This is a genomic window from Mesorhizobium sp. M1088, from assembly GCF_040318575.1.
In the GTDB taxonomy this organism is placed as follows: domain Bacteria; phylum Pseudomonadota; class Alphaproteobacteria; order Rhizobiales; family Rhizobiaceae; genus Mesorhizobium.
Genome location: NZ_JAMYMO010000035.1, coordinates 21,278 through 38,760, shown reverse-complemented (window position 1 = coordinate 38,760; position 17,483 = coordinate 21,278). Strand labels below are relative to the sequence as shown.

Here is a 17,483-nt window from a genome sequence, read left to right as displayed (position 1 = left end):
GAGGTACAATCATATCGCGCTGGCGGCGCCTTACAAGCATGTGCTTATGGTGCGATAGCGTACCCACCGGATAAAATTTCCGGTGGGCTGATGCGCGGGCGTGGCAGTCCCGGCTAGCCGCCCTTTCGGCCGACGATGCGGTTGGCGGCCGAAACCACGGCTTCGAGCGACGCGGCGACGATGTTGGTGTTGATGCCGGCGCCGAACAGCTTGCCGCCCGGATGTTCCATCTCGACATAGGAAATGGCCGAGGCATTCGAGCCGCGCTGCATGGAATGCTCGGAATAATCGAGCACCGACATCGGCACCCCGACATGGCGCGACAGCGCATCGACGAAGCCGTCGATCGGGCCGGTGCCGGTGCCTGATATGGTCACCTCCTTGCCCCTGTCGAGGATCACCGCTTCAACCACGCGCCGGCCCTTGACCTCGGTGTCGGGGTAGGTGTGGTGGTCGAGGAACTTCAGCCGCGCGCCGGGCTGGTCGACATAGGTGTCGAGAAAGCGCTCGTAGATGCGCCTGGCCGGCACCTCCTTGCCTTCGGCGTCGGTGATCGCCTGGATGGCCTGGCTGAACTCGATCTGCAGGTTGCGCGGCAGGTTGAGGCCGTAATCCGCATGCAGCACATAGGCGATGCCGCCCTTACCGGACTGCGAGTTGATGCGGATGATGGCTTCGTAGCTGCGGCCGACATCGGCCGGGTCGATCGGCAGATAGGGCACCTCCCAGTGCGGCGTGTTGGCCTTGCGCAGCGCCTTCATGCCCTTGTTGATAGCGTCCTGGTGCGAGCCGGAAAAGGCGGTGTAGACGAGCTCGCCGACATAGGGATGGCGCTCGGGGATCTTCAGCTGGTTGGAGTATTCGTAGACGTCCTTCATGCGGTTGATGTCGGAGCAGTCGAGCCCGGGATCGACGCCTTGCGTGTACATGTTGAGCGCCAGCGTGACGATGTCGACATTGCCCGTGCGCTCGCCATTGCCGAACAGGGTGCCTTCGACGCGGTCGGCGCCCGCCATCAGGCCGAGTTCGGTGGTGGCGATGCCGGTGCCGCGGTCATTGTGCGGATGCAGCGAGATCAACAGGTTCTCGCGATCGTCGAGGTTGCGGCACATCCATTCGATGCGGTCGGCGTAGATGTTGGGCGTCGACATCTCGACCGTGGAGGGCAGGTTGATGATCAGCTTGTTCTCCGCCGTCGGCTTGACGATCTCGGTGACCGCGTTGCAGATCTCCAGCGCCACTTCGAGCTCGGTGCCGGTAAAGCTCTCCGGCGAATATTCGAAACGGTAGCCGCCGCCGGCCTTGGCCGCCATGTCGGTGATCATCTTGGCCGCATCGGTGGCGATGCGCTTGATGCCGGCGACGTCCTTCTCGAAGACGACGCGGCGCTGCAATTCGCTGGTCGAGTTATAGAAATGGACGATCGGGTTGGTGGCGCCCTTCAGCGCCTCGAAAGTGCGGGTGATCAGTTCCGGCCGGCACTGCACCAGCACCTGCAGCGAGACGTCGGCGGGCACGTTGCCTTGTTCGATGCACCAGCGGGCGAAATCGAAGTCGGTCTGCGAGGCCGACGGGAAGCCGATCTCGATCTCCTTGAAGCCCATGTCGAGCAGCAGGGCGAACATGCGCGCCTTGCGTTCTTGGCCCATCGGATCGATCAGCGCCTGGTTGCCGTCGCGCAGGTCGACCGAGCACCAGATCGGCGCCTTGTCGATCACTTTCGAGGGCCAGGTGCGATCGGCAAGACCGACGGTCGGATAGGGCTGGTACTTCCGGGCAGCATCCGGCATGCCCCTCGCGGGGCTGGCGGTTTCCTCTACATTCAGACGGATATCTTCTCGTGCGTTCATCGTCTTTTCTCCCGGCGGCTCGCGGATCCAGCTTCAGGCGGATTGGTGGCGAGCGGCGCCTTTACCAGAATTTCGTTCGCTTGATGTGACGTGCCAATTTTGTAACTGGCCAAGGAGCGTGCGCGTGAGCGGCGAATTCGACCGCCGGGCGCTCCTTCAGCGAACCCGGCGATCGCCGATAAGGCCGAGAAGCAGCAGGGTGGAGGCGAGCGCGCGAACGGTCTGGCCGGCAATGCCGGTCGGACGGGACGCAAAAGAGGTGGCGCGCAGGCTCATGGCGGATTTCATACAGGAGCGGGCAAAGCGAGGCAAGTGGGGGCATGGGAGATGGGTGAAGCTGCTTATTCCAGCCTCGCAAGACCTGGGTTCCTCGCCGTCGCGAAACGGGGGAGAGGAACCCAAGCTGCAATGAAGGCGCGGCGCCGACATGAAGCGATTTTTCCTAATTATAGCAACTTTGTTCTTGCTTTGTGCCGGCAGCTATGCTACTAATTTGGGTATGGTGCTGACTGGCGCCGAGAACCCGCTGTCGAGGCGGGTTTTTTATTTCACGGTTTTGGCGTCACCTTTCGCGGGCCCAGCCGCTCACCTGATCCAGTTGCTCTTCCCCGAGCCCGGCAAATGCGCCAGAGTCGATTGTCGGCGGGGTGCGATGGCTTGCCGCCGGGAGGGATCGTCCATGAACTTCGTGTTCTTCTCGCCGCATTTTCCAGCCAATGGCGCCGATTTCTGCGACCGGCTGAAGAAGGCCGGCGCCACCGTGCTCGGCATTGGCGACGCGCCGTTCGATGCGCTGGACGGCAAATTGAAGGCAGCCCTTTCGGAATATTACCGCATCGACGACATGGAGGAGTACGAGCCGGTGTTCCGGGCGATCGGCCATTTCATCCACAAATGGGGCCGCGTCGATCGGTTCGAATCGCTCAACGAGCATTGGCTGGAGCTGGAAGCCAATATCCGCACCGACTTCAACATCTTCGGCACCAAGCTCGACTTCGTCAAGAATTTGAAACGCAAGAGCCGCATGCGGGCGTTCTTCCGCAAGAGCGGCGTCGAAACCATCCCGCAACGCAAGTGCTCCGACCGCGCCGGCGCCATGACCTTCATCCGCCGCGTCGGCTATCCCGTGGTGGTGAAGCCGGATTCCGGCTCCGGCGCCTCGAACACTTTCAAAATCTCCAACGCCGGCGAACTCGACAGCTTCTTCAGGGACAAGCCGGAAGGCGTCAGCTTCGTCATGGAGCAATTCATCGAAGGGCTGGTGGTGACCTTTGACGGGCTGGTCAACCGCGACGGCGAGGTGGTGCTGGCCGCCAGCCACCGCTACGACCAGAGCGTCATGGAGGTGGTCAACCGCGACCGACATATGAGCTATGTCTGTTTTCCCGAGATCAGCCGGGCGGTCGAGGAGGCCGGCAGGAAAATCCTCAAGGCGTTCGACGTGCGCGAGCGCTTCTTCCACATCGAGCTGTTCGAAACCAGGGACGACAGGGTCATCGCGCTGGAGGTCAACATGCGGCCGCCTGGCGCCTGGATGACCGATGCCATCAATTACACCTTCGATATCGATGTTTATGCCGCATGGGCCGACATGGTGGTCAAGGACGCCGCCGGCGGCCCTTACAGGGGCAAGTATTTCACCGCCTATGCCAGCCGCAAGCGGCACCTCAACTATGTGCACAGCCATGCCGACGTGCTGGCCGCCTATGGCGGCATGATCGTCCATCATCACGCCATCGAGGAGGTTTTCAGCCGCGCCATGGGAAACTACGCCTATCAGCTGCGCTCCACCGACCCGAAGGCGCTGCGCCGGGCGGTCGACTACATCCATGCGGAAAAGGCGTGAGGCGATGGACGTTTCCTACCACAAGGGTTTTGGCCGCAACCTCGGCCGCGACATGGAATACAAGCGCTACGGCCATGCCGGCCGACCCGTGGTTGTGTTCCCGACTTCGCAAGGGCGGTTCTACCAGTTCGAGGATTCCGGCGCGGTCTCGGCTCTCGCCGAGTTCGTCGACACCGGTCGCATCCAGTTGTTCACGCTGGACGGCATCGATGCGGAATCCTTCTTCGACCGCCATGCCGAGCCGGCCCATCGCATCGCCCGGCATGAAGCGTATTTCCGCTATGTGCGCGAGGAGGCGCTGCCGGAACTCCTGTCTGTCGCAGCCGAGGCCAATGGCGGGCGTACGCTGAAGCCGCTGTTTTGCGGCTGCTCGATGGGCGGCTACCATTCGTCGAATTTCGTCTTCCGCTTTCCGGAACTGGCCAGCGGCGTCATCGCGCTGTCGGGGGTTTACTCCACCCACGATTTCTTCGGCAGCGCGCTCGACGGACAGATTTTCTTCAACTCGCCGCTCGACTACCTGCCGGGTATCGTCGATCCGGGGCTGCTTGTCAGGCTGAAGGCGCTGCGGCTGATCTTCTGCTGCGGGCAGGGTGCCTGGGAGGAACGGATGCTTGCCGATACGCAGGCGCTGGAACAGATCCTGCGTGACAAGTCGATTCCGGCCTGGGTCGACTACTGGGGCGGCGATGCCGCCCATGACTGGCCGTGGTGGCACAAGCAACTGGTCTATTTCTTCGCTCGCTGGCTGGACGACGATCTGATGCACCGGCTGGATTAGGCCACCCGGAGGAAGGAAAATGACCACGCCCGATGCCATCCGCCGCTTTGTCGAAGCCACCAACGCCGGCGACACCAAGGCTTTCCTCGAGACGTTCACGCCCGATGCCTTCCTGAGCGACTGGGGCCGGTCGTTCAAGGGCGGCGAGCAGATTGCGCGCTGGAACCAGTCGGACAATATCGGCGTGCAGTCCAAACTTAGCATCATTCGTATCGAACCGGCGGGCGAGACCTATCACGTCCGCATTGCCGTCACAGGCAACGGCTTCAACGGCGAGGGCGACATGGCATTCACCCTGGACGGCAACCGCATCTCCAGCCTGGTGATCAGCTGAAGGACATTTTGAGGGCCCTTTAGCCCATCTCGCCGACACGCCGCCGTTGCTCGCGCGGGACTCATTGGCTTGATGCCAAAAACATGACTATGTTTATCATCTTTTAGTGGAAACGCCAGGCCGGCTGTGGCATGCCGCGATGGCGGGGGCGCCGGCGTCTATGGCGCGCTCGGGTTCAAACGGCATCGAAAGGCTGAGCGATGGAGCAATTGAGTGCGCAAACCCGGATCAGCGGTGCCGCCATCCGGTCGGTGATGGACAGGCTGCGCGCCGAGCACGGCGAATCCGAGATCGATACCGGCCTTGCCGATCATTGGGAATTTCGCACGCATTACGGTTCGTTGAAGGCGACGCTCGGTGATAACAGCGTGCTGATTAGCGTCGCGGCCGAGGACCAGACCTGCCTGTCCTACATGAAGATGGCGGTCGCCGGCCATTTTTCGCAACATCTCGGCACGACCAGGGGCATCGCCTGGCAGGGCGACGGCAGCGATGCCGGTACGCCGGTGTTCTTCCGCGAGATCACGGTGCTGTCCTCGACGCGGATTTCTCCGCATATGCAGCGCGTCCGCTTCACCGGCAACGATCTCGGCCGCTTTGGCCGTGGCGGCCTGCATGTGCGGCTGCTGCTGCCGCCGCGCGGCAGGCTGCCGGTGTGGCCGTCGATGGGCGCCGACGGCCTGATGGTCTGGCCGTCGGGCGAGGACGCGCTCGTCGTGCGGGTCTACACGATCCGGGCGCTGGACGCCGCAAGCGGCTGGCTGGATGTCGATTTCGTCCTCCACCCCGGTATGGAGACGCCGGCGGCCGCTTTCGCCGAAAAGGCAGTTGCCGGCGAGATCATCGGCATGATCGGACCGGGCGGAGGTGGCGTGCCCGAGGCGCAAAACCTGCTGCTGCTCGGCGACGACACCGCGCTTCCGGCGATCGGCAGGATCCTGGAGCAGCTTTCGCCGTCAACCCGCGCCGAAGCGTTCATCGAGGTCGATGGTCCCGACGATCGGATGCCGCTGGCCGCGGGCGAGGCCGTTGCCGTCACCTGGTTCTATCGGCATGGGCGCGAGGCCGGTACAGCCAGGCTGTTACCGGCGGTGCTGCAGCAGCGGAGCCGGACCGCGCTTGCCGACAATCTCTATGTCTGGGCCGGATGCGAGTTCGGCGATTTCCGCGAGATCCGCAGGATCGTCCGCAAGGAATGGGGTGTGCCGCGCGACCGGCACCTGGTCACCGCCTACTGGCGCCACGGGACGCAAGCGGCGGACGGCGGCGAAGAATAGCGCGCCGCCCCTCGGGGGCAGAGGATCGCATACGGATTCTTGCGAAGAAGACCCCCACCCCTAACCCCTCCCCACAAGGGGGAGGGGAACTTTTGCGGCAGAGCCACTCAGCGGCAAACTTCGACGATTCTAGCCGAAACAGCAGCGGCATCGTCCCCCTCCCCCTTGTGGGGAGGGGTTAGGGGTGGGGGTACGCGGCCTGGCAAATACCCCAAACTTCCATATGCGATTCCCCTGCTGCACAAGGGCGGGCGGGGTCAGCGGCGGTCGGATACGTAGGCGATCGCCGGGGCCGCCAGCATCGCGACGAGGCCGGCGCCTGCGAAGAACGCGCCATAGCCGAAATACTGCGCGGCGTAGCCGGCCGCGATCCCGCCGGCCATGCTCATCAGTGCGTCCATGCACTGGAACAGCGTGAAGTCGACGCCCGCCTGTCTTGGATCTGACCAGCGCATGAACTGCGCGTAAAGCGCGACGAAACCGAGAGCCATGAAGCCGGACGAGCTGAGCACCGCGATGGCCATCAAAGCGGTGGTCGAGAAGCCACCAAGAAAATCGAAGACCGAAAAGAAGAACAGCGATCCGCCCTGCAGGAAAAGCGCCAGGACGAGCACGTTGCGCGGGCTGAACCATTTGACGAGAGCGCCGCCGGCGAGTGCGGCAGCCAGGCCGACGAACATGCTGCCGACGCCGTTGACAAGTCCGACCATCGGGAGGTCGAGCCCGGCGTCGATCAGGAATGGTCCGAGCATGGCGAGTGCCGCCTTCTGGGCCAGGACATAGATGGCCGACGCTGCCAGGCCGCGCCGAATTTCGGGACGCTTCAACGCGTCGAGAAGGCTGGGAACATGCTCGCGCGTCTCCTCGCGCGCGCGGTTGGCCGCGCCGAGCAGGAAGGGCAGACCGAGCGGCAGGAGCAGCAAGGCCATCGCCCAAACGGCGATGCGCCAGCCATAAGCGTCGACCAGAAGCAGAAATAGGCCGGCGCCGATGGCCGAGCCGAGGTAGGCGCCGCCGACCTGCGCGGCATTGCCCCAGCCGTGGTTTTCCCTGGCCAGGCTCTGCACGGCGAAACCATCGCAGGCAATGTCGACCGTCGAGGCGGCGAAGGCGACGATGGTCAGGCAGGCCAGAACCGGCCACCAGGCCTCCGGGCCGAGCGCGCCGACGGCCCACAGCCCGGCGATGGACACGAGCCCACCGGCGGCGACGATCGTGCCGGTGCGGTTCTTGCCGACCGGCGGCAGCCGATAGCGCTCGACGGCCGGCGCCCATAGAAACTTGAGCGCCCATGGCAGCGCGATCAGCGAGACCAGGCCGATCCGGTCGAGCGGCAGGCCCTGGTCGCGCATCACCGCCGGCAGGCCCGCCCAGGTGATGCCGCCGATTACGCTCTGCGCGACGTAGAGCCCGCCGATCGCCAGGACGATCGCGACAGGTGTCGATGCCCGGCTGGAAACGGCGATCGACATCAGAAGCGGTAGCGCAGGCTAGCGAACAGCGAGCGGCCCTCGTCGCGGTAGCAATAGCCGGCCGAGCAGATGGATTTTTGAGTGTCGAACAGGTTCTTGGCGTTGACCTGCAGCTTCACGCCCTCGAGTTTGGGATTGCGGTAGCCGAAATCGTAGGAGAGCGAGGCGTCGACGAAGGCGCGCGCGTCGTTCTTGAAGGTGTTGGTGTCGTCGCCATAGCTCGAGCCGGCAACGCGAACGCCGCTGCCCAGCCCGAGCCCCTGCAGCGTCCCGTCCTCGAACTGGTACTGCCCCCAGAGCGACAGGATGTGATTTGGCGTCGCCGACAGTTCCTTGCCTGCGGTTCCCGTGGCGCCGCGTTCGATTTTCACGCGCAGATAGGTGTAAGAGGCGAGTATGCTGAGGCCGTTGTCGAGCGAGGCGCTGGCTTCCAGTTCGACGCCGCGCGAGTTCAGGTCGAGCTGGCGCTGCTTGTTGATGCCGGTCGAGGCGTCGAAGACGACGCCATCCTTCTGGTCGATGTCGAACAGAGCGGCGCTGACGGCGGCGTTGTAATCGGCAAACTCGTATTTGACGCCGATTTCCTTTTGCGTCGCGATGGTCGGACGGGCGACGCGACCGATGGGGCTGCTGACATCGTCATAGACGAAGCCGATATTGGGCGAGAACGACGTCGAATAGTTGACATAGGGCGTGATGCCCCATTCGGTCTGGTAGGACAGGCCGAGCCGGCCGGAAAGGGCACTGTCGTCCTGCTTGGACTTGGTGAAGTCGGCGGCGGTCGAGGTGGTATCGGCCCAATCGTAGCGACCGCTGGCGAACAGGGTGAAATCGTTCCACTCCATCTGGTCATGCAGGTAGGCGCCGAGCTGGTTCATCTCCTGCCCGCCAGAGTAAGGAACCGGAGCGGCCTTGATGTCGTCGACGGAAACGTAGGAGATACCGTTGCCGGCGTCATAGTTCGACCAGGCGTAATCGATGCCGGCTACCGCCGTATGCCTGACCTGGCCGGTATCGAATTCGAACTGCGCCATGTTGTCGACGACGAAGTTCTTCATGGTCTCGGTGTAGTGGCCCCAATAGCGTTTCAGATCCACGCCGGCCGGGTAATGACCGCTATATTCGATGTCGGCGTCGACGGCGCTGTAGCGAAGGTTCTGCCGGACCGTCAGCACGTCGTTGAAACGGTGCTCGAATTCGTAGCCGATGCGGCCCTGGGTCTGGTCGAAGTCGTTCCAGGCGGGATCGCCCTCATAGAGGTGCGTCAGAGCGCCGCCCGAATTGTAAAATGCAGCGGTGCCGCCGGTGACGGATTTCGAATATTCGCCGAGGATGGTCAGCCTGGTATCGTCGTCCGGCTTGAAGGTGACGGCCGGCGCCAGATAGATCTTGTCGTCGGGATAACCGGGCAGGTCGGTGTCGCTGGTGCGGCCGAGGCTGGTGAAGCGGTAGAGAATGCTGCCGTCGTCGTTCACCGGGCCGGAAGCGTCGAGTGCGGCCTGGAAGCGATTGTGTTCGCCTAGCAGCATTTCGATTTCGCGGAACTCTTCCTTGGGGCGCTTGGTGACCAGATTGACGATGCCGCCCGGACCGCTGATGCCGTAAAGCGAGGAGGCCGGACCCTTCAGGATGGTGACGCCCTCGATGCCGTAGGGCTCGGTCTTGAACCAGGCCGAGGGGCCGTTGTACTGGCGCAGCCCGTCGCGGAACATGCCGTTGTAAAAGGCCTGGAAGCCGCGCAGGAAGAAGGCGTCGTAGCGGGTGTCGAAGCCGAAGCTGTTGGGATTGGCGCTTGCGACATAGCCGAGCGATTCGTTCAGCGTGCGTGGCTTCTGGTCCTCGATCTGCTTTTGCGTCACAACCGAAACGGCTTGCGGAATCTTGACCATCGGCGTGTCGGTCTTGGTGCCGATGCGGTCCTTCTTGGCGACATAGCCGTCCTGCACGAGGATCTCGTCGCTCTCGGCATCGACCTCGATCTTGTTGAGAACCGTGACGCCGCCCTGGTCCTGAGCGTGAGCCGGCCCGGACAGGTCGAGCAGGGCAACGCTGCCCGGCAGTGATATCCCCAGGAGCCATGTCATCGTCCGTTTCCGCATCAACTCGTCTCCACTCTTCCGTACATTGACGGAAGGGGCTCTCAAATCTGAGTATTGAGTCAAGTTATTTTTTGAGCTCGTGCGGGTGCTGGCCCGATACGGTCGGCGGCAGCAAAGTACGACCGGTTTCAGGAAAGCCGGCCGCGAAGCAGGCAGAGGCAAGCTGCTATGGTTTGAGGCTTCTCGCCACCAGCCGCGCCACGCTTGGGCCGACCAGAAGCACGATCAGGAAGCGTGCCGATTGCAGCGCCATGACGAAGGAGATGTCGACATGCTGCGCGGCGGCGGCGATGATGGCGACGCTGTCCATGCCGCCGGGGCTGGTTGCCAGATAGGCGGTCAGCGGATCGATGCCGAGCAGGCGGCTGATCAGGAAGGCGAGGCCGCCGCAAAAGACGATCAGGGCAATGATCGAGCCGACGATCTGCGGCAGCGCGCGGGCCGCGTGGCGCAAAATGGCCCTGGTGAAATTCAGGCCGATGCTCCAGCCGATCATCGTGTAGCTCAAGGCGAGCAGCCAGGGCGGCAACTGCATGGTCACGCCGAGCCCGAGATGGATCACGGTGCCGAAAATGAAGGTGCCGAGGAATAACGGCGACGGCAGCCGGAAAAGCTTTCCGGCGAGGCCGCCAACCAGCGCCACGCCGAATGTTGCGGCCAAGCTCTGCGGGTCTATCGGCGGAAACCAGACGATGGCCGGCACCTCGATGCCCGAGGTGTCGACCCAGAGCTTGGCCACCAGGGCTGCCGTCATCGAGACGCAGATGACGCGCAGATACAGCATAAAGGCGACGAGGCGCTGGTCGGCGCCGAAGGCACCGGCCATCAGCACCATGGCGGTGGCGGCGCCCGGCGACGAGCCCCAGACCGCGGTGGTGCCGGGCAGGATGCGCCAGCGGCTGATCAGCCAGCCGAGCAGGCTGGATGCCGCGACTGTCGCCATCACGACGCCAAGGAACAGCGGCCATTCCCTGTAGAAGACGGGAAAGATATCGGCCGAGATGGAGCTGGCGACCAGGCAGCCGACGACCGCCTGGGCTGAACCGAACAGAACCCGCGGCACGCGCACCGTGGCGCCGTTGGTGCCGGCAGCTATGGCCGCCAGCATCGGTCCGATCAAAAGCGCGGCGGGCAGGGCGGCGAGCTCCAGCACGCCGGCAAACAGCACCGAGACCACCACCAGGACGGGCCACTGCCAGGCCTTGTGGATCCGCGCCAGGTGCTCGATGGCCGGCGGGTTCGGGGAAGAATCCATAGATGGGCTCTTAGACCGGTCGCGAAAAAATGCGAACCCTTTTTGCGCGGAAAAGGCTTGGATGGTAATGGCACCAACCATCCGCAGCGATCCTTCGCACCCCCCTCTGTCCTGCCGGCCTCTCCCTCTATTCCGCCTTCACCGCCGGCAAGCCGAACCCGCCAACAGGATGCGTCTCCACCTGGAACTCGAAGCCGGCGATGATCGGCCGTGCCTTGGCGATTGCCGCCTGGACTTCGGGCAGCTGCAGCGAAGCCTTGTGGCTTTCGGCGTCGGTCCACACTTCGGTCACCCAGATCGCGTCGGCATCGGCCGGGTCGGTGGCGATGATGTAGTTCAGGCAGCCGGGCATGGCGCCGGTGCTGGCGAGCAGGATATCCATCATTGCGTCACGCTGGCCGCGCATCGCCCGCATCTTGCCGATCAGTCCGTACATTCGCTTTGCTCCGTTGAGATGACGCAACCGGGAGTATGCAGTTCGCCGTCTACGGCATCAACTGCCCGCCGTTGACCTCGATCACCTGGCCGATGATGTAGCCGCTCAACAGATCGGAGGAGAGGAACAGATAGGCGCCGACGCAGTCCTCGGCGGTGCCGGCGCGGCCCTGCGGGATGGTGGCGATCATGCCTTTCATCTGGTCGTCGGTCGAGTAGCGCTCGTGGAAAGGTGTCGCGATCGTGCCGGGCGCCACCGCGTTGACGCGGATGTTGAACCCGATCAGCTCCTTGGCCATGCCGCGCGTGACGTTGGAGACGAAGGCCTTGGCCGAGCCGTAAAGGCCGGCGCCGCCACCGGCGCCGTTGCGCGCGGCGATCGAGGAGGTGTTGACGATGAAGCCACCCTGCCGCTTCAGCCATGGGATTGCCTTGCGCGAAGCTGTCAGCACGGAACGCGCGTTGAGGTCCATCACCGCGTCGTAATGCGCCTCGGCCTGCTCGGCATAGGGCACGCGGCCGAGCATGCCGCCGGCATTGTTGACGAGGCCGTCGAGCCGGCCGAAATGTTGCGCACTGTCCTCGACGACGCGCTCGACATCGGCGGGGATCGAGAAATCGCCCTGGGCGAGGAACACGTCGCCGCCGCCGTTGCGAATGGTCGCGGCCAGGTTTTCGGCAGCCGCGCGGCTCGAATTGTAATGCAGCGCGACGCGGCATTTCTGCGCGGCATAGGCAAGTGCGAGCGCCGCGCCGATGCCGGTCGAGGCGCCGGTGACCAGGACCGCCTTTCCGGCAAGGTCGGGGATGACCAGAGAGGGGCTGACAAGGGTGGTGGTGGCTGGCACGTCTATTCCTCCGGGGACTCTGCCTGCTCTTCGTAGGCCCTCGCAGTCCTCGCGTTCAAGTCCGTAAAAGTTTAGAGCGGTTCACCGTTTCACGGAAACGGCGAACCGCTCCCTCTTTGTCTTGACGCAATTCCGGACGGAGAACCGTTTCACACTTTTCCTGGAATTGCCCTATGGCCTGAGATAGGCGTAGCCCTGGCGTTGCAATTCGGCGAGCTTGACGACGCCGCCCCTGTCGGCTGCATGGAAGCCGTCGAGCAGGTCGGCCAGGCCGATATCCATGCCGTGCATGGTGTTGGCGCAAGCGTGCGGGCTGAGCCCATCTTGGACAAGGCCGGCGAACCGCCCGGAAATGGCGGCCGATATGCCCTTCGACTTGAAGGCGGCAAGTGCTGGGCCGTGCACGACAAGCGCGATGTCGACCTTGCCGTCGGTGCCTTCGAAGTGGTTCTTGATGTTGCCGAGCACGAAATTGACCTTGTCGAGATCGCTGAGGTGATAGGCGACCTTCTGCCTTTCCTCTTCGACGGCCTTGACTTCAATGGCTGCCGCCTTGGTGGGGCGCAGCCCAAAAAGCCCGGCGGCCCCGGCAAGACCGACGCGGAAAATATCGCGGCGTCGCATGGCTTTATCTCCATTTATCCGGCCGGCGCAAATTGCGTGGCCTCGGCCTCGATCCTAGCATAAATTGAAGCCACGTCTTGTCGGGGCAGGGGGAGCCAGCATGATATCAAGGACCGTGATGGGCGCCGGAGTTGGGGTTGCCTTGCTCGCCGCCGTCGCCGGCTCTGCTTTCGCCGATGACACGCTCAAACTCACCGAGCTCAGCCCCGACGGCAAGGACGCCTGCTTCGGCCGCGTCTATGACACCGCGCATCTCAAATCGCATCCGCAGCAGAAGGTGACGCGCATCTTCTTCTATTACGGCCGCGATCCGGTCAGCCGGCCGAACGAGGAGCCAAGCACCGGCGTTGATTCCTCCTACAATGGCTTCATGGCGACGACGGTGCGCGGCGCCAAGGCGCCTGAATGGCTCGGCGGCTGGTGCAGTCATGAGTCGGAGGACGGCAAGACCGGCCCGATCCGTTGCGGCATGGACTGCGACCGCACCATGGCTTCGCTGAAGGTCGACGACAAAGGCCGGCTGATCGTCTCGGACGTGCAGCCCGACCTCTATCTCGACGCGGGATCGGAAGACGAGCTCGGCACGGCGGAGTACGAAAGGCAGGCGCTGGGCAAGGACGACAACGGCTTCAGGCTCGATCCGATGCCGGCCGCGACCTGCAAGGCGGAGTTCGCGCGCATCGACCCGATCGATCCGGCACTTGGCCCGCCATTGCGCGAGCGGCTGAAGCCGGACCAGCCCTTCTGCTACGGACGCGACTACGACGCCGGGCATCTCGGCTCGCATGCCGACCAGCTGACCCAGTCGATCAGGGTTTTCCGCGGAGCGGTCGAGCTGGCGTCTTTCGCCAAGGAGGGCGATCCGGCCAATTGGCCAAGCGGCGCCGATATCGCCGTTTCTGTTACCACGCGGCAGAAATCGGCCAAGGTCACGCAGGTCTATAACTGTCAGGGCGAGGGCGACCAGTGGCGCTGCGCGGCGAGCGCGAAGACGGGTGCTGCGTCCTGTGACATCGCGCAAAGGGAAGTCTTCCTTCGCCGCGGCGCCAACGGCACGATGATGCTGGCCAACCCGAACAGCGGCCTGCCGATCATCGATCTGTGCTCGAAAGCGGCGGAAGGCGACACCAGCTCCGACGACAAGGTCTACCGGCTGGAGCCGATGCAGCAGGCTGCCTGCGGGCTGTAGCAGTTCAGAGACGCGATGCCGGCGGGACAGAGGGGGGTGCTGTCCCGCCGACCTCAAGGTTTTGGATGGCGGCGTCCCGCTATCGCCTCACGCGAACGGCACGGCTGTCGTGCCTTTGGGCAGTTTCGCTTCGTCGTCGGGTTCGACATGGATGATGACCCGCACGGAAGGGATTTCGGCCTGCAGCGCGTCTTCGATGCGGTCGCAGATGACGTGGCTGGCGCCGACCGACATGTCGGCGTCGACGACCAGGTGGAACTCGATGAAGGTGGCGCGGCCGGCGATGCGCGTCTTCAGGTCGTGGACCTCGAGCGCGCCCTTGCAATTGGCCGAGATGATGTCGCGTATGCGGATATGTTCCTGGGTGTCGACGGCGCGGTCCATCAGCCCGTTCATCGACGAGCCGATGACGTGCCGGCCCTGCCACAGGATGTTCAGCGCCACGATCACCGCAAGAGCCGGATCGAGAACCTGCCAGCCGGTCAGTACGGCGCCGACCAGGCCGATGAACACACCGACCGAGGTCGCCACGTCGGTCATGATGTGCCTGCCGTCGGCGACGAGAGCCGGCGATTTTTCGCTTCGGCCGGTGCGGATCAGCGTCAAGGCCCAGACGGCGTTGATGACCGTTGCGACGCCATTGACGGCAAGGCCGGTCCATGGCTGTTCCAGCAGGGCGGGATGCTGCCAGGACCACCAGACTTCATTGAGGATCAGCAAGGCGGCAAGCACGATCAGCACGCCTTCGAGGACGGCCGAGAAATACTCGGCCTTGTGGTGGCCGAACGGATGGTCCTGATCGGCTGGCTTGTAGCTGACCTGGATCGCCCAATAGGCGGCGGCAGAGGCAATGACGTTGACGATCGATTCCAGCGCGTCCGAATAAAGCGCGACCGAACCGGTGACGTACCAGGCCACCAGCTTCAGGCCGAGCACGACGCAGGCGACGACGATCGACCAGAAGGCGAGGCTGGCGACCTTCTGCCTGGCGGCGGCTTTGATTTCTGCCGCGGTCACTGGGGAAAAGATCCCAACACTGAGCCCTCGAATTAAGCGGCCTTTTCCTTGGCCTTGCGCGGCAAGTGCGCGACGATGTTCTCGATGATGCGCATGCCGGCATTGTGGCCGAGCGTCATGATCGATTCCGGGTGGAACTGCACTGCGGCGATCGGCTCCTTGCGGTGCTCGAAGGCCATGATGATGCCGTCCTCGGTCTCGGCGGTGACGACAAAATCATCGGGCAGCCGCACCGGATCGGCAAAGATCGAATGATAGCGGCCGACCGTCACCTCCTTGGGCAGGCCGGAGAAGATGATGCCCGGCTTCGACACGCGGATGCGCGACGGCTTGCCGTGCATCGGGATGTGCAATTGGCGCAGCTCGCCGCCATAGGCCTCGGCCAGCGCCTGCAGCCCGAGGCAGACGCCGAAGATCGGCAGGTCGCGCGCACGGGCCCGCTTGATGGTGGCGGCGCAGTCGAAGTCCTTCGGTGTGCCGGGGCCGGGCGACAGCACGACCAGGTTTGGCTTCAGCCGGTCGAAGATCTCGTCCGGCACCGGCGTGCGCACCGTCGAGACGTTGGCGCCGGTCTGGCGGAAATAGTTGGCGAGCGTATGGACGAAGGAGTCCTCGTGGTCGACCAGCAGGATGTTGACGCCGTCGCCGACACGCGCGGTGCTGCGTTCGGTGCTGGCGGCATTGCCTGATTTGGCGTCGCGGATGGCGGAGAGCATGGCGGATGCCTTCAGTTCGGTTTCGGCTTCTTCTTCCTCGGGAATGCTGTCGAAGAGCAACGTAGCGCCGGCGCGCACCTCGGCGATGCCGTCCTTGATGCGAATGGTGCGAAGCGTCAGGCCGGTGTTCATGTCACCATTGAAATTGACCATGCCGATCGCCCCGCCATACCAGGCGCGCGGGCTCTTCTCGTTCTGCTCAATGAACCGCATGGCCCATAATTTCGGCGCGCCGGTGACGGTGACCGCCCAGGCATGCGACAGAAAGGCGTCGAAGGCGTCCATGCCTTCGCGCAGCCGCCCCTCGATGTGGTCGACGGTGTGGATCAGGCGGGAGTACATTTCGATCTGGCGGCGGCCGATGACGCGCACCGAGCCCGGCTCGCAGACCCTCGACTTGTCGTTGCGGTCGACGTCCGAGCACATGGTGAGTTCGGATTCGTCCTTCTTCGAATTGAGCAGCTTCAGGATCTGCTCGCTGTCGGAGATGGCGTCGTCACCGCGCTTGATGGTACCGGAGATCGGGCAGGTCTCGACGCGGCGGCCGTTGACGCGCACGAACATTTCCGGCGAGGCGCCGATCAGATATTCGCCCTCGCCGAGATTGATGAAGAAGGAATAGGGCGAAGGGTTGATGCTCTTCAGCTTGCGGGAAATCTCGGAGGGCTGGGTTTCGCAGCGTTCGTAGAACATCTGCCCCGGCACCACTTCGAACAGGTCGCCGCGCTCGAAGCTCTTCATCGCCTTGCGCACCAGCTTGGCATATTCGCCGGGCTCGTGGTCGCCGCGCGGCGGGATGCGGTCGGCGGTCCTGAACGGCTCGACGATTTCGTCGCGCGGCAGGCCTTCGGTCGAGAAGCCATCGCCGGAATAGTCGTAGCGGTCGGTCCAGGCCTTGGTCGAATAGTGGTCGACGACGAGGATCTCGTCGGGCAGGAACAGCACGAGATCGCGCTGGCTTGGCTTGCGCTCGAGCTTGTAGTCGACCGGATCGAACTGGAAGGCGAGGTCGTAGCCGAAGGCGCCATAGAGGCCGAGATTGGCGTCTTCCTCGGTCTTGAACAAAGCCGTGATGGCGCGCAGCACGGTGAAGACGGAGGGTACGCGGCTGCGTTCCTCCTCGGTGAAGACACGGCCGGGCTTGGCGACCTCGAGGCGGATGAGTTTGTTGGACGTCTCGGCGATCGTGACGTCGTCAAGACCGGCAAGCACCGTGCCGATCACCGGCAAAAGCACCTGGCCACGGCTGTTCAAGGCCTCGATGCGCATGGCGCGGCCGTGTGCCGAGATCACCAGCGGCGGATCGATGATGGCGGTGTCCCAGCGCGTATAGCGGCCGGGATATTCGTAATTCGAGGAAAACACGGCGCCGCGGCGCGAATTCAGGCCATCGACATAGCCGTCGATCGCCCCCTCGTAAGGCCGGTCATGGCGCTGGCGGGTAATCGCCACGCCACCCGCCGTGACGAAGCGCTCGGCGCCATTCTCCAGAATTTTCGTCGTCATTGCCGTCTCCATCAGCGTCTTTGGGGCAACGGACCCGGGAATGGCTTGAAAAAACAAATGGCCGCCCGGACATTCCGCTGCGGCCACCCTCTATTGTCACGCGAACGCGTTCGAACAGGCCGCTGTCAGCGAGCCCACCACCAAATGGTCTTGATCGAGCGCATGTTCATGGCGAAATCCATAGCCGCGAAAAGCGGTATGCGCAACAGGTTTGAAAGTCTGTGGGGTGGCTGC

Annotated in this window: 14 protein-coding genes; 5 read left to right on the top strand and 9 right to left on the bottom strand. The window is 63.7% G+C overall.

The features are described from left to right. Nucleotides 1-113: 113 nt before the first annotated feature. The gene (gene leuA / locus NKH49_RS27320) at nt 114-1,850 is read right to left on the bottom strand and encodes a 2-isopropylmalate synthase (protein WP_352928770.1); all 1,737 of its coding nucleotides are present in this window, start codon (nt 1,848-1,850) and stop codon (nt 114-116) included. 679 nt (nt 1,851-2,529) lie between these two features. Between leuA and NKH49_RS27315 the strand changes: the two genes are divergently transcribed. The 4 genes from NKH49_RS27315 (at nt 2,530) to NKH49_RS27300 (ending at nt 6,088) form a co-directional block, all read left to right on the top strand. Continuing rightward, a complete protein-coding gene (locus NKH49_RS27315) occupies nt 2,530-3,696 on the top strand; it encodes an ATP-grasp domain-containing protein (RefSeq protein WP_352928768.1) in 1,167 nt (388 codons plus the stop codon). Nucleotides 3,697-3,700: 4 nt separating this feature from the next. Continuing rightward, the gene (locus NKH49_RS27310; protein WP_352928766.1) at nt 3,701-4,477 is read left to right on the top strand and encodes an esterase family protein; all 777 of its coding nucleotides are present in this window, start codon (nt 3,701-3,703) and stop codon (nt 4,475-4,477) included. 19 nt (nt 4,478-4,496) lie between these two features. Beyond that, entirely contained in the window at nt 4,497-4,811 is a 315-nt protein-coding gene (locus NKH49_RS27305) for a nuclear transport factor 2 family protein (RefSeq protein WP_352540974.1), read from the top strand. Between the two features lie 200 nt (nt 4,812-5,011). After that, the gene (locus NKH49_RS27300; protein ID WP_352928764.1) at nt 5,012-6,088 is read left to right on the top strand and encodes a siderophore-interacting protein; all 1,077 of its coding nucleotides are present in this window, start codon (nt 5,012-5,014) and stop codon (nt 6,086-6,088) included. 257 nt (nt 6,089-6,345) lie between these two features. Here NKH49_RS27300 and NKH49_RS27295 read toward each other — a convergent pair whose 3' ends face one another. From NKH49_RS27295 to NKH49_RS27270, 6 genes are all read right to left on the bottom strand, one after another. Beyond that, complete coding sequence (locus NKH49_RS27295) at nt 6,346-7,560, bottom strand: MFS transporter (protein ID WP_352928762.1); 1,215 nt, start codon at nt 7,558-7,560, stop codon at nt 6,346-6,348. Further along, a complete protein-coding gene (locus NKH49_RS27290) occupies nt 7,560-9,644 on the bottom strand; it encodes a TonB-dependent siderophore receptor (protein WP_352928760.1) in 2,085 nt (694 codons plus the stop codon). The genes NKH49_RS27295 and NKH49_RS27290 overlap by 1 nt, the downstream gene beginning before the upstream one ends. Nucleotides 9,645-9,825: 181 nt before the next feature. After that, nucleotides 9,826-10,914 carry an AbrB family transcriptional regulator gene (locus NKH49_RS27285; RefSeq protein WP_352928758.1) on the bottom strand — a complete coding sequence of 363 codons (1,089 nt, stop codon included), beginning with the start codon at nt 10,912-10,914 and terminating at the stop codon, nt 9,826-9,828. A gap of 127 nt (nt 10,915-11,041) precedes the next feature. Further along, nucleotides 11,042-11,350: a putative quinol monooxygenase gene (locus tag NKH49_RS27280; protein WP_352822395.1), complete on the bottom strand. Its 309-nt coding sequence runs from the start codon at nt 11,348-11,350 to the stop codon at nt 11,042-11,044. A 49-nt stretch (nt 11,351-11,399) separates the two neighbouring features. After that, the gene (locus NKH49_RS27275) at nt 11,400-12,197 is read right to left on the bottom strand and encodes an SDR family NAD(P)-dependent oxidoreductase (RefSeq protein ID WP_352849935.1); all 798 of its coding nucleotides are present in this window, start codon (nt 12,195-12,197) and stop codon (nt 11,400-11,402) included. Nucleotides 12,198-12,368: 171 nt separating this feature from the next. Next, entirely contained in the window at nt 12,369-12,821 is a 453-nt protein-coding gene (locus tag NKH49_RS27270; RefSeq protein ID WP_352450551.1) for a DsrE family protein, read from the bottom strand. 100 nt (nt 12,822-12,921) lie between these two features. On the opposite strand from NKH49_RS27270, the gene NKH49_RS27265 reads away from it, so the two are divergent. Then, a complete protein-coding gene (locus tag NKH49_RS27265; protein ID WP_352928756.1) occupies nt 12,922-14,010 on the top strand; it encodes a hypothetical protein in 1,089 nt (362 codons plus the stop codon). Between the two features lie 87 nt (nt 14,011-14,097). Here NKH49_RS27265 and NKH49_RS27260 read toward each other — a convergent pair whose 3' ends face one another. Together NKH49_RS27260 and NKH49_RS27255 are read right to left on the bottom strand one after the other, a co-directional pair. After that, nucleotides 14,098-15,027, bottom strand: a complete 930-nt coding sequence (locus NKH49_RS27260; protein WP_502907951.1) for a cation diffusion facilitator family transporter — start codon at nt 15,025-15,027, stop codon at nt 14,098-14,100. A gap of 32 nt (nt 15,028-15,059) precedes the next feature. Next, nucleotides 15,060-17,249, bottom strand: a complete 2,190-nt coding sequence (locus tag NKH49_RS27255) for an anthranilate synthase (protein ID WP_352849933.1) — start codon at nt 17,247-17,249, stop codon at nt 15,060-15,062. Nucleotides 17,250-17,483 lie beyond the last annotated feature (234 nt).